Below are 14721 nucleotides of genomic sequence, written 5' to 3'. Positions count from 1 at the left end.
ACATATCTTTCGTAGTTAACATTTATTAAAGCAATATTCTGCGGAAACATTTGGTTTTAATAGAGTATACGAGGAACGACTCGAAACTCTACGGAGATCACCCCGATGCTCTACGGGAAAAGTTTATTTGTCCTCAAAAGAGGCTCTTTTTTGCTGGTTGCCCTCGGTATGTGTATAAGTGGAAAATAGCAAGATGGTTGATATGTGAATTGTTTGCAAATAAAATGTAATAAAAACAGACGATATACATAGTATATTAACACGAAGTGAAATATGATACAAACTATCTGAATTATCTAACCGGGAAAATACGGGTATTTTTTACACTACCCCATACTTATGCCTTAAATATCTTATTTTACAGGATTAAGAATATCATTTTGACAGAATGCTAAAAGGATGTCCCCCTTTTCCCTTATGCATTTTTCCATAGGAGCTTTACCACAAAAAAGAGGCTGTCTCCCGTAAGGAAATAGCCTCATAGTTATAAGTATAGAAAGCGATTGGTGTAGCTTTAGTTATCAGTATTTAGAATTTATATCCGTATCCCAACATGATAACGACATTGTCATCGTGGGCAAACATGAACTTCGCTTCTGCATTTAAGTAACTGTGTTCAGACAATGGCAGCGTTATACCACCACCAAGATTGAAGGCAAATTTACTTGTATTGTCTCTGCCTATTTTTACATGCTGTCCATCAATTTCAGTATCTTGTTTCCCATAAAAATTGTTTTGCATACCAAACCCGGCAAGGGGATAAACAGAAAATCCCTGCCCGTCTTTACTGAAATTAAAGACATAATGAAAATTGATATTTACATCTAATCCCGTAACTTTATCTTTAGGAAAGAAAAATGTAAGATCCGGGGCTATCCGAAGATTTTTTGCTATTACATAACGTCCTTGTACTCCCAATCCAAACCTTTCATAATTGGTCTGATAACCTACATTCCCAAGAAGAGAACCTTCACCTTTTAATGTTTGGGCATTTAATCCAGTAGCTGCTATCGCTATCATAAATGCTAAAAATAATTTTTTCATAATTGAAGCGTTTAGTTAATACTATTTTTTTGATTGAAAACTTTTGCTTTCTCTGTCCAACCAACAATCCCTGATCGATTATTGTTTTCGGACAAAGGAGTAAATCTTGGTCATATTTATTTTATTAACAGAGTATGATAATGATTTATGTTTTGCCTATAAAATAATGATTAATTTATAATTTTAGAATATGAGTAGTTTGTAGTATGTAATGTTTTTGTGAAAAATGAAAATAGAAAATCTGTTAACATTGTTAATGGGAAATTTGAATATACAACCTTAGCAATGTAAAACTACTATCTTTTAGGATACAAAGTAACGTTACTTTGTATCCTAAAAGATAGTAATTAATACACTATTAAATACGTACTTTTTCATTCTAAATTATGTATTGTTTATAGTGTTGATTATAAGCAGTAAAGCTACTTCTCTTAAAGGATTTCCAGATAAAATAGCTTTCATTGGGAAAAAACAGAATATAGTATAGTTGTTGAAAAAACAACTATTAGAGGGTTATTCGGTAAATTAATCCTTCTGCCCAGCATTCTTCATTACTTTCTGTTGTATTCGATTGCCTCATTATACTGTTTGCTGTCATGATATAATCATTCCGGAAGGCTTTGATTATTCAACATAAGTACATCAGGGGCAGGAGATTTAAGGATACGTATTTGTGGTATCTCCACTATTTCTTATTTTCACTTCCAGGAATATCTAAAACTTGCTATTAATGGGTAATTTAGATGTTTTTGGAAGTATAAAAAGTTGTTTTTGAACATTGATTTGTGATTCAAGTCATATGTTTGCAAAGACAAAAGTCGTTATGTATTTGATTAGTGAAAATCAGTAAAGAACGATTGGAGTCAAATTATTAACTTTTAATTTTCTATTATTATGAGAAGAAATGTACTCCTTTCAGCAGTCGCACTGATGATGGCTGCTAATGTTTTCGCACAAGAAGATGTAACTCCTGCATCATTTAAGTTTAAAGATCTTCCGGTAGGACCCGTCCAGATGTATTGGGGAACCGGGGCTAATCCCAGTGTTGCAGAATTGAATGTAGCAGGTTCTATTGTTGCAGGTGTGGCTCCTGCGAACATTACAACTGAAGAAGCCATATCTTCTGGTCTCTCCATTGTTGATAGTGAGTTTGGACATCTTTTATTATTAAAAGGGAAGGATGCCCCTGCGTCTGTAGCAGGCCCGGCTTCTACGGGAAATTTATCTATGGGTTGGTTTAACTTGGCGTTTGTTGGACCGGCAAGTGCTGAGGGAGGAAACAATTATCGTGTTACTTTTCAGATGAAATTAGCTTCCAGTCTGGCGGTAGGTGCTAAAAAAATAAATTTAGAGTTAGTTTCCGGTGGTGGTAATAATAAACTGCTTGGATCAAAAAATGAAGTATTGTATACTGGAGATACCGGTTGGTGGCAATTCCAGGTTGGTGCAGTCACTGGTACTACAGATCCTTTCCGTGCTCGTGTTGGCTTTGATGGGCAAATGATGGGAGAGTCCGCTTTGTATCTTTATGAAATTACTTTTATAAAAAATCCGGAAGGAGACTTTGTAAATACAGAAGGTACTCCAAATTCAGATGACTCTATGCATGGTATGGACAAACCGAATGGGGCAGAAGGTGGTGGTTCTGTAGGTATTGGCTCAATGGAAGATACAAATGCTCCGTTTGTTGCCTGGGATCGTCATTCAATCTATGTAAATAATGCAAACAACGGTGAAGAGGTTCATATCTATAATTTGGTTGGACAGTTAGTTTACAGTGCTGAAGCAACACCCGGATTTATGGAAATTCCAATGGCTTCAGGAGCTTATATTGTAAAAGTAGGTACTAAATCAACCAAAGTAGTATTGTAATCAGTTGAATATTATTTCAGGTGACAAAGAAAAAGGGTGCCGGTATAGTTCCGGCCTCTTTTAATTTCTATTTCTTTAAATTTAATATAACTATGGGACAGGTAGGGAAGATATTTTCATTGGTTGTGGGCTGTTGCTTCTGTTTCTCTTGGGTACAGGCACAAGTCGTTAATTATGCTTTAAGACTTTCTGGAAGTGATTATGTTACTTGTGGACAAGTATCTGAAGTGGATGGAAAAAATGAATATGCCGTTCAGTTTCTGATGTCTCCACAGGAGTGGAGTACGGGTGCTTATATTTTTAAGCGGGGTTCTGGGACCAGTGAATTTTCAGTTAGATTATCCTCTGTTCAGGGAAATATCATTTTCAAAGTAGCAGATCAGGAAATTACGGTTACAGGAATTTCTGTTAATGGATGGACACAGGTTTCGTTCGGAGTATTTGCAAACGGAGCAGATACTTGGGTGAATGGAGTGAAGACGTGGAATGCCAATAATAAACTACAAATGCCTTCATCTAATGAAAATCTGGTATTAGGTCAAGGTTTTAAAGGGCGTTTGGATGAATTTCGTTTGTGGAATACTGCAATGCCGAGTGATAGTAAGGAGCTTTTGATGTTTCAGAATACGGTTAATAAATTTCATCCGCAGTGGGAACATCTTGTTTTGTATTACAAGTTTGACCAGGAGCAGTGTCCGGATATCGTGGACTACAAATTTACACATCATGGTACTTTAAATGGGATTGCTCAACGTGAAAAAGTGACAGATAATGATTATTTCCGTTATCGTGTTGTGAGTGGATATTCTGATTTTAATCGTCATTCCGACCGTTTACAGATCGATCAGGATATGCATTTACTGACAAATGATCTGATTTTTTTGAATGCTTCGGTGAATGGAAAAACCGGTGAAGTGACGATGACAGCTTTAGACGATGCTACTGTGACAGGAGGAGCTACCTATCTGGCTATGGATGGAGAACGTTCGGGCGTTTTAGTTTTAGATGGCACCGGCGAAGTGAATTTAGGTAAAGCGCTTCGTGAAGGGGCACCAGCAAGTGCAGCGGCAACTATTGAAGGCTGGTTTAATGTGAAAGAATGGGCAGAGAATGCTGTTCTATTTGAGCAAAAAGAGAGTGATGCTAATTTATTTGGTATATATCTGGGAAAAGAGGAAAACAAACAGTTGATTATTAAAGCAGATGGATGGCAGATGGAGTGTAATGACGTCTTCAATGTAGGCCAATGGCAACATATTGCTGTGACAATGGATCCCAATTCATCCCGTAATCCGATTCGTCTTTATGTTAATAATCAAAGTGCTAAAGGAACCATAACAAAGCCTTCTGATGGTACGATGTATACTCTTAAGGATATAGATGCTGATGCTATGGTAGGTTCCGGTTTTATAGGGAAGATGGATGATTTGATGGTTTGGAGAAATGCGCGTACTTCTTTTGCTTCAGATATGGATGGAACATTATCTGCTGCAAAATTTCCGGGTGGTGGAAGTGATGCGATATACTTTGATGGTTATTGGAGATTTGACCGGGAAAATAATATTGGATATAATTCCAGAGGTTGGAAAGCGATGATCGAACAGACCCGGAATTTATATGAAGGTTACAGAGGATTTAAAATAAGAATAGGCCTGATCAGTTCGGATAGTGATGCGAGTGGAAATAAAAACTGGCCTAACTATATAGGTAATGAATTCTGGCGTACTAATATAGCTAAAGGAATTGAGGCGTTACTTCCTTATTGCGATGGTGTGGATATTGATTTGGAGTGGTTGGATAATAATCCGAATAATTCTAAATGGGCATCTTATGGAGCAATGGTAAAAGCTATACGTGCAGTAATGCCGGATAATAAAATTTTTAGTGTAAGTTTGCATCCGGTTTCATACACAATGCCTTTGGATGCTATTGAAGCAGTTGACTTTGTTACTTTCCAGAATTATGGACCACGAAAGAGCAGTTTGGTATGGGATGCTTATTCTTCTTTTTATACTACTGCTGTGAATTATGGTTATCCTGCAGAAAAGATTCGTCTTTCTATGGCAACAACGGCTGTTATGAGTGATAACTCTGCAAAAAATGTAAAAGGATATAAAGACTTGGATTTTTCTACAGTGACACCGGAATCGAATACAGGCACTATCAGTGGTGTGAGTTATACATTTAATGGAGTGAAGGAAGTACAAAAGAAAATGCAGTTATTGGTTGATAATAATACTGGTGGGTGTATGTATTTTGATATGGGAAATGATTTAAGTGTACAAAATGAGTTGAGTCTGGTGCGTGCTTTGAGTATGGCTATTCATTCCAATGTAGATACATTAGTAACAAAGGTGGATAAAGGCCCTGTAGGCATAATAAAAGAAAAATATTCCCAATCAGCTCAGATCAATGTATATCCCAATCCTTCTGATGGTAATTTTCAGGTAGACGTACCTTTTGAAGGTAAAGTTGTGTGTGATCTGTTTTCTATATCCGGTAATAAGGTATATAGTACAGTAGGTGAAAAACAAATTCGATTTTCATTAGATTCCCTTTGGGAGGGATTATACGTACTGAAAGTAAGTTCTTCTACGGGTGGAGCTACAGCGAAAGTACAGATAAAATAACAGTGAAACTTAATATAATAACGTATGAAAAACAAATGGCAATTTAGTTTATTGGCTTTTGCTCTGTTTATGATTATTCCTTTTCTATCGTTACATGCTGCTGTTGACGATGTACAGCAGTCTAAGGTAGTGAAAGGACAGATCACAGACGAGTCAAATGAGGGAGTTATTGGTGCAAATGTTTTGGTAAAAGGGACTACAAATGGAGTCATTACAGATATTGACGGTAATTATTCAATCTCTGTATCTGGCAGTAATGCTGTTTTGGTAATTTCATTTATCGGATATAAAACCCAGGAAATAAAAGTTGGTAATCAAACAACTATTAATATCAAATTGGTTGAGGATTCAGAAGTATTAGATGAAGTAGTAGTTGTAGGATACGGAACAGTTCGTAAGGGAGATGTTACCGGTGCTATCTCTTCTTTGAAACCTGATCAGAATGAAGCAGCAAAAGTTGTTTCTATCGATAATCTGTTACAAGGTAAAATAGCTGGTGTAAATGTAGGAGCCACTGTAGCTACTCCAGGTGCAGCTTCTTCGGTGACAATTCGTGGTGCCAACTCTCTGCGTGGTGATAATCAGCCTTTGTATGTAATTGACAACATACCGCAGGCTTCAACCGGTGAGTTTGCCGCCAGTGCATTTGGTGATGGTGATTTTCAGACAGCTCAAAATCCATTGACCAGTTTGAATCCACAGGATATTGAAGATATCCAGATTCTGAAAGATGCATCGGCTACGGCTATTTATGGTTCGCGCGGTGCTAATGGAGTTATCCTTATCACGACGAAGAAAGGAAAGAGTGGGAAACCAAAAGTAAGTTTAAGTGCCAACTTTACAATAGCGAATGCTACGAAACTGAAGGATATGTTGAATCTGGAAGAGTATGGACGTTTTCGTAACGAGCAACTGGGAGAAAAGGCTGCACAATTCTTTTTTGAAAACAATGAAGTGCGTTATATTTATTCCGGTGGAGAGTATGATCCTGAAAATCCGGAATCTTACAATGTATTAACTTATCATAATTGGCAAAAAGAGATCTATCAGAGTGCTTTTTCTCAGAATTATTCAGCCACTATTAATGGTGGTAACGATAAAACTACTTATTATGTTTCTGCTTCTTTTAAAGATATCAATGGTATTGTTTATAATACAGGTTTAAAACAGGGTGACCTGCGTACAAATCTTTCGATGGATTTGTCTAAGAGCGTGAAACTTAATTTGGCACTGAATGGCTCTATCAAACAGAATGATATGATGTCGGGAGGAGATACCAGAGGGGGAGCAACCGGATCTGTTACTCGTACAGCTCTTGACTCGGCACCTTATGTGGCTCCATCGGGTGAGCAAAATCTGTCGGCAGAACAAAAAACAACTGTATGGAGCTGGATTAATGATTATGATGATATTACGACAGAAAAAACATTCAGAGCTTCGGCAGATCTGACATGGAATATCGGTGCAGGTTTTTCATATAATGCACGTGTAGGAGGTGATATCTTTACACAAAATCGCGGACGCTGGTTTGGACTCCAATTATTTAAAGGAGAAAATGATAATGGTTCTCTTGGTCTGACAAATTTGGAAAAGAACCATTATACGGTTGAGAATATTGTAAATTACAATACGAAGATTAAAAACATTGTTGATATTGCAGCCACTGTAGGTGTCACTTATGATGACTATGGATATTTGAACAAAGTTACTTCGGCTCGTAATTTTGAAAATCATTCGTTCCGTACCAAAGGGTTACATATGGCAGGTACCATTAATGAAGAGCAACCCATTCAGAAAGACTATCAGTTGCTCTCTTATCTGGGACGCTTAAATTTATCTTTTATTGAAGGACGTTATTTGCTGACGGCTACATTCCGTGCGGATGGTACAAGTAAGTTTGTGAAATCCAACCGCTGGGCATACTTCCCTTCCGCAGCTTTGGCATGGCGTATGGAACAAGAGGACTTTATCAGAGAAAATACTCCTTGGATTGATCAGTTGAAATTTCGTTTAGGATATGGACAGACAGGAAATCAGTCTATAGATCCATACAATAGTTTTTATAATTATAAAAAGACAATTGATTATGCAGATGCTAACGGTAATAAAGAGTTGGCTTTGGCTGTAAGTAATTTGCAGAATCCTGAATTGAAATGGGAATCGACAACTTCCTATAATATTGGTCTTGATTTTGCTATATTCAATAATCGCCTGTCCGGTACATTAGACTGGTATTATAAACGTACAGATGACTTACTCATCGATCGTTCTGTTTCTTTCACTACAGGTTTTGCGAATATCCTGATGAATCAAGGTTCTTTGTCAAATAGGGGGTTTGAAATTTCTTTGGATGCAGATGTTATCCGTTCTAAAGATTTCACTTGGAATGTATCGGGTAATATCGGTTTTAACAGTTCTAAGATCAGAAAATTAGGATTACCTCTTGCTTTTTATGGCAATAATCAATATTCAGCTTATTTAGGGAACTCAATAGGTGACCATTTTGGTGTTGCAAATATCTTTATTGAAGGAAAAGCTCCGGGTTTGTTTTGGGGATATAAAACAGATGGTATAATTCAGGAGGGAGATGATGTTCCTCAGAAAAGTGAAAACAAGAATACGATTGCAGGTAGTACGGACCCGGGTAATATTAAATTTGTCGATAGTAACGGTGATGGTATGATTACTGAAGATGATAAAGTAATTCTGGGAGATCCGAATCCGGATTTTACATATGGTTTCCAAACCAGATTGACTTATAAAGACATTTCTTTATCAGCTTCCTTTAATGGAGTTTACGGAAATGATTTATTAAATAGTAATCTGCGCTATGAAGCTATGCCTGCCAAGAATTCATCTAATAATATTCGTAAAGAGGTTTATGCTAATATATGGAGGGCTGATAATCCTACAAACCTTTATCCGGGAGTAAATAGTACAAATCCGTCTTCAGCTGTACTTGACAGATATATTGAAGATGGTAGCTTCCTGAGATGTTCGGATATAACATTGGGATATACTATGCCGAAAAGTATTGTCAGTAAAATAGGTTTCGAGAATATAAATATTTTTGCTTCTGTAAAAAATGCATTCATTATTACCAATTATTCTGGATATGATCCGGAGGTGAATACTTTTGCATTCGATGGTTTAAAAAGAGGCGTTGATATGAACTCATTTCCTCAGTCACGTTCTTATATCTTTGGTTTAAGTGTAACATTCTAATCAGGTATTATGAAAAAATTAAAATTAATATATTTCTTATTAGCTATTTGTACTTTTTCTTCCTGCCTGGATGAAGATCCGCAATATGCTTTGAATAGTGAATCTGTGTTTTTGGATGAGAATACAGCTCAGTTGGCACTGCTTTCCTGTTATGGACAGTTGACTACTTATGATGGTTTTGGGCAGGCTGCTCAGGAATTACTGGTGGGAGCATCCGGTTTGGGATGGGCACAGACAAATGCCAGTGATCAGGACCGTTACGTATCTCTGAACGTATCTTCTGGTTGTGTGATAACCAAGATGTTTTGGAGAAGTTTATATAAAACGGTCTCAGAGACAACATTTTTTATAGAGAATATGAAAGAGAGCCCATTGGACGAGGACTTTAAAAACGGATTAGTAGCACAAGCTAAATTTCTGAGGGGATTCTCATATTACCATCTGTTGACTACTTTTGGTGGAGTACCTTTGCGTAATACAATTCCATCTCTCAAGTCGCTTTCTATTCCGAGAGCTACTGAAGAAGAGATTGCAGCACAGATTGAAAGTGATTGGAAAGATGCTATTGGTGGATTGACTGAAACCGCAGATGCCGGAAAAGCTTCGGGACTTGCAGCGCATGCTTATTTGGCTAAACTATATTGGTATTTGGCATGCCAGGGAAAACAAGCTTCGGGTAGCAAGACTTATTGGGAGTTAGCTTTGGAACAATGTGAATTTGTATATGGAAAATTTCAATTGGAACCAAACTATTCAAACTTGTTTGTACAACATTCAAACTCGAAAGAATCTATATTCCAACTCAATTTTTCAACAGAATCTTCTACTACCGGTAATCGTGGAAGTTGGATATTTGCTCCTCAAAACTCTACAGCCGGTATATCATGGGGACGTATTCGTATTTCAAAAGCTTTTCATGACTATCTGAAAGGTACCTATCCGGACGATCCGAGATATGGTGCAACTGTTCTTTCAACATGGGTAAATAAGAGTAATGGTGAAAATCAGTTTGCTTATCCGAAATTGAGTTACAAAGAGGGTCGGGTTACTCATAATGTAGAAATAAATTATAGTATATGTAACGATCCTACCAATCCTACAGTTGAAGAGTTAGAGGCGGTTGATGATAAGTTGGTGAAACGTTTTGTACAGCCTACCGGAGAACATTACGGATGGTCTTATTATAAGAAAGCGATGGACTTGAATTCTACTGCTCAAAATTCGCATATGAATCTTATTGTATATCGTTATGCTGATTTCTTATTGATGATGGCGGATGTGCTGAATGAATCTGGTGAAACAGGAAAGGCTATTAGTCTGGTGAAAGAAGTATTACAGAGAGCGCGGCAGTCAGGTACGCCGAATGCTGTTTACCCTAAGGACTGGGAAACTAATCTTACTAAAGATCAGGTGAGAGATAAAATATTCTGGGAACGTTTGGTTGAATTGGCTGGTGAACAAACGATGTATTGTGATGCACGCAGACGAGGAACTGAATATTTGAAGAAGGTTTTGGAAATTCAGAATAATCATCATATTACAAGAGCTATTGTTGAGAACAAGGAATTAGGTGAACATCGATTTAAAGAACGTCTGTTTAATAATGGAGATTTAACGGAAAATTTCTTGAAGAAAAATTTGCGGTTACCTATACCACAGGAAGAATTGAATACTAACGAGTCAATATCTGCCAGCGATCAAAATTACGGATACTAATTTTATTATTCTGTTGATTTGTAATGAAGCAGCAGAAACATCCGAAAGAGTTTTGTTTTCTGCAACAGGGGTAGTAGCATGGTTTGCTACTACTCTATTTAAGAGCTATCGTTTATTGTTTTTGTTCTTTCTTTCAAATAAAATTCAAAAAAAGACATATTTGGGACATTTTTGGAATATATAAAATTATTTTCGAACATTGGATTAGTACCTGCTGTCGTAAATTTGTATTTAAAAGAAACATAGAACTACTAAATAATAAAGGGTAGAGAAATTATTGTATTTATATTAATCTTGTTTTACCATGAACCGACCAGACTTAAAAATAGTTTATCCCTTTGCCGGATTGGCAACATTGGCTGCCGTAACTTCTTGTCAACAACAAAAAAAGGAAGAAGCAAAACCATATAATATTGTATATATTATGACGGACGACCATACGGCTCAAATGATGAGTTGTTATGATACCCGTTATATGGAAACTCCTAATCTGGATCGTATAGCCAATGATGGTGTACGCTTTACCAATAGTTTTGTTGCTAATTCGCTGAGTGGTCCAAGCCGTGCCTGTATGATTACCGGTAAGCATAGTTGTGCCAATAAATTCTATGATAACACGACTTGTGTTTTTGATAGTGCACAACAAACTTTTCCGAAGTTGTTACAGAAGGCTGGTTATCAGACTGCTTTGGTAGGGAAGTGGCATTTAGAGAGCCTGCCTACAGGGTTCAACTACTGGGAGATAGTGCCAGGCCAGGGCGATTATTATAATCCGGATTTTATCACTCAGGATAATGATACGATTCAGAAACAAGGTTACGTTACAAATATTATCACGGATGAGGCTATTGACTGGATGGAGAACAAACGGGATAAGGATAAACCTTTCTGTCTGTTGATTCACCATAAGGCTATTCATCGTAATTGGATGGCAGATACCTGTAATCTGGCACTGTATGAAGATAAGACATTTTCTCTTCCCGGAAACTTCTTTGATGATTATGAAGGCCGTCCGGCTGCTGCTGCGCAGGAAATGAGTATTGTGAAGGATATGGATATGATCTATGACCTGAAAATGCTTCGCCCGAATAAGAATTCACGTTTGAAATCTTTGTATGAGAAATTCCTCGGACGTATGAATACGGAGCAGCGGGCTGCCTGGGATAAGTTTTATGGTCCGGTGATTGATGATTTTTATAAGCAGAACCTAAAAGGAAAAGAACTGGCCAACTGGAAGTTTCAACGGTATATGCGCGACTACATGAAGACAGTGAAATCTTTGGATGATAATGTAGGGCGTGTACTCGACTATCTGAAAGAAAAGGGAATGCTGGACAATACGTTGGTGGTTTATACTTCCGATCAGGGATTTTATATGGGCGAACATGGCTGGTTTGACAAACGCTTTATGTATGAGGAATCTATGCGTACTCCGCTTATAATGCGTTTACCTAAAGGATTCGACCGGAAAGGTGATATAACGGAAATGGTACAGAATATCGATTATGCACCTACTTTTCTTGAGTTGGCAGGTGCTCCTGTTCCTGATGATATTCAGGGAGTATCTCTATTGCCTTTGCTGAGAGGAGAGCATCCCAAAGATTGGAGAAAAGCGTTGTATTATCACTTTTATGAATATCCTGCCGAACACATGGTAAAACGCCATTACGGTGTTCGCACGGAACGATATAAGTTGATTCACTTTTATAATGATATAAACTGGTGGGAGTTGTATGATCTTCAGAAAGATCCTGCTGAGATGCATAACTTATATGGAAAAGCAGAGTATGAACCTGTAGTGGGAGAACTTAAAGAAGAAATGCTGAAGTTGCAGGAGCAATACAACGATCCGGTTCGTTTTTCACCGGAAAGAGATAAAGAGTAAAAAAAAGGAATATATTGATTTATGATGAAATACACCTTATCAATTATAATAGCGTTACTGTTTTCCCCTATCATAGCAGTACAGGCTGAAGATTTAACACAAACGATCTCTATAGTACCCACCCCTGTGCAAGTTGTGCCAGGGGAGGGGAGCTATCGTTTTTCGGAGAATACGGTATTTGCTGTAGAGAATGCAGGGCAAGCAGAAATCGCTCGTAATTTTATCGGTCTTTTTACTTGTGCTGGCGGATTCACTCCGTTGTTGAAAGAAGGAAGTAACACCGGGGATGTTTGTTTTATAACAGATCGTAGCTTGAAGAGTGAGGCCTATCGGTTGGATGTCACTTCGGATAAGATTGTGATTAATGCTTCGGATGTAAAAGGCTTCTTCTATGCCTTGCAGACGATCCGTATGTTGCTGCCGGCTTCTATAGAGAATGCAAGAAATGTAGGCGGAGATGTTGGCTGGGCCATTCCTTCGGTAAAAATCAGTGATGAACCCCGCTTTGGCTATCGCGGGTTATTATTGGATGCTGCCCGTTTTTTTATACCCAAAAAGAATGTATTGCGCATCATAGATTGTATGGCAATGCTGAAAATAAATAAACTGCATTTTCATTTGTGTGATGATAACGGTTGGCGCCTGGAAATAAAGAAACACCCTCGTCTGACAGATATAGGTGCATGGCGGGTAGATCGTACCGACGTTCCTTTTCATTCCCGAAGGAATCCGATGTTAGGAGAATCTACTCCAATTGGTGGATTTTATACTCAGGAAGATATGAAGGAGATAATAGCGTATGCTACCGATCGCCAGATAGAAGTGATCCCTGAAATAGAGATGCCGGCACATAGCAATGCTGCCTTGGCCTCTTATCCTGGATTGGCTTGTCCGGTAGTAAAGAATTTCATAGGTGTATTACCCGGGTTGGGAGGTGCACATGCTGAGGTTATCTATTGTGCCGGGAATGACAGTGTGTTTACTTTTTTACAAGATGTGATTGATGAAGTACTGGAATTGTTTCCTTCCCGTTATATTCATTTGGGAGGTGATGAGGCCAGAAAAACGAACTGGGAAAAATGTCCGCTTTGCCAGGCACGGATGAAAAAAGAGCATCTGGCCAATGAAGAAGATTTGCAGGGGTACTTTATGAAACGGATGTGCGAATATGTACAGAGTAAAGGCCGTGAAGTGATAGGCTGGGATGAATTGACGAATACGACTATACCGGACGGAACCATCATCTTAGGCTGGCAGGGATTGGGTACTGCTGCCTTGAAAGCTGCAGAGCAGGGACACCGGTTTATTATGACTCCGGCGCGTATTATGTATCTGATACGCTATCAGGGACCTCAGTGGTTTGAACCTGTGACTTATTTTGGTAATATAACTTTGAGGGATGTATTTGATTATGAACCGATACAGGATGATTGGAAACCTGAATATAAGTCTCTTTTGATGGGGATACAGGGTTGCATGTGGACTGAGTTTTGCAATAAACCCGAGGATGTGGACTATCTGCTCTTTCCGCGTTTGGCAGCAGTGGCCGAAGGGGGCTGGGCTAAACCGGAATTGAAAGATTGGAATCGTTTTTTAAAAGGATTGGATGTATATAACTGCCATATTGCAGCTAAAGGAGTGGGGTATTCCCGTTCAATGTATAATATTCAGCATACAATAACACCTGAAAACGGGGCTTTAAAAGTTAATCTGGAATGTATACGTCCGGATGTGGAAATTCGTTATACGCTGGATGATAGTGAACCTTCTGCAAAATCCCCCCGCTATATCAAAGAATTGACTATTCGGGGCGTACAAACTTTAAAGTGTGCTACCTTTGTGGGGGATAAGAAAATGGGAAAAACATTGATTTTACCTGTTATCTGGAATAAGGCTACCGGTAAGCCTGTTCTTGCCGATAATAAAAATGTGGAAGTAGTAACCAACGGGATACGGGGAAGCCTGAAACAAACAGACTATGAATGGGCTTCCTGGGAAAAAAGTGATACGGTATCTTTTACTATTGATTTATTGAAAAAGGAAACACTCCATACGGTTACAGTAGGGTGTATTACAAATTATGGAATGGCAATACATAAACCGGCATCGATAGAAGTAGAAATATCAGATGATAACCGTAAATTCAGGAAGGTGGGGACATTAAGCTTTACTCCTCAGGAGATCTTCCGGGAGTGGAATTTTGTGGAAGATCTGTCTTTGAATATCAACGGGAAACAGGCACGCTATATCCGTGTGACTGCCAAAGGACCAGGGGCTTGCCCGGAAGATCATGTACGCCCGGGACAGGAGTCCAGAGTGATGTTTGATGAAGTGATAGTGAAGTAATTT

Annotated in this window: 7 protein-coding genes; 6 read left to right on the top strand and 1 reads right to left on the bottom strand. The window is 38.2% G+C overall.

Going from position 1 to position 14721, the window contains the following annotated elements; translation table 11 throughout:
* Positions 1-528: 528 nt before the first annotated feature.
* On the bottom strand, positions 529-1044 hold the full coding sequence (locus tag HCG69_RS13565) for an outer membrane protein (RefSeq protein WP_221650467.1): 516 nt from the start codon (positions 1042-1044) through the stop codon (positions 529-531).
* Positions 1045-1938: 894 nt separating this feature from the next.
* On the opposite strand from HCG69_RS13565, the gene HCG69_RS13560 reads away from it, so the two are divergent.
* From HCG69_RS13560 to HCG69_RS13535, 6 genes are all read left to right on the top strand, one after another.
* On the top strand, positions 1939-2916 hold the full coding sequence (locus HCG69_RS13560; protein ID WP_221650466.1) for a T9SS type A sorting domain-containing protein: 978 nt from the start codon (positions 1939-1941) through the stop codon (positions 2914-2916).
* 20 nt (positions 2917-2936) lie between these two features.
* Positions 2937-5546: a LamG-like jellyroll fold domain-containing protein gene (locus tag HCG69_RS13555; protein WP_370634150.1), complete on the top strand. Its 2610-nt coding sequence runs from the start codon at positions 2937-2939 to the stop codon at positions 5544-5546.
* A gap of 24 nt (positions 5547-5570) precedes the next feature.
* Entirely contained in the window at positions 5571-8771 is a 3201-nt protein-coding gene (locus tag HCG69_RS13550) for a TonB-dependent receptor (protein ID WP_221650465.1), read from the top strand.
* Between the two features lie 9 nt (positions 8772-8780).
* Positions 8781-10487, top strand: coding sequence for a RagB/SusD family nutrient uptake outer membrane protein (locus HCG69_RS13545; RefSeq protein WP_221650464.1), 1707 nt, complete (start codon positions 8781-8783; stop codon positions 10485-10487).
* 304 nt (positions 10488-10791) lie between these two features.
* The gene (locus tag HCG69_RS13540; RefSeq protein WP_221650463.1) at positions 10792-12372 is read left to right on the top strand and encodes a sulfatase; all 1581 of its coding nucleotides are present in this window, start codon (positions 10792-10794) and stop codon (positions 12370-12372) included.
* A gap of 21 nt (positions 12373-12393) precedes the next feature.
* A complete protein-coding gene (locus tag HCG69_RS13535; protein ID WP_221650462.1) occupies positions 12394-14718 on the top strand; it encodes a glycoside hydrolase family 20 protein in 2325 nt (774 codons plus the stop codon).
* Positions 14719-14721: the final 3 nt, after the last annotated feature.

The organism is Bacteroides sp. K03 (assembly GCF_019734355.1).
Taxonomy (GTDB): domain Bacteria; phylum Bacteroidota; class Bacteroidia; order Bacteroidales; family Bacteroidaceae; genus Bacteroides; species Bacteroides nordii.
Note: the sequence above shows the minus strand (reverse complement) of the source record. Positions and strands in the feature narration are given on the sequence as shown.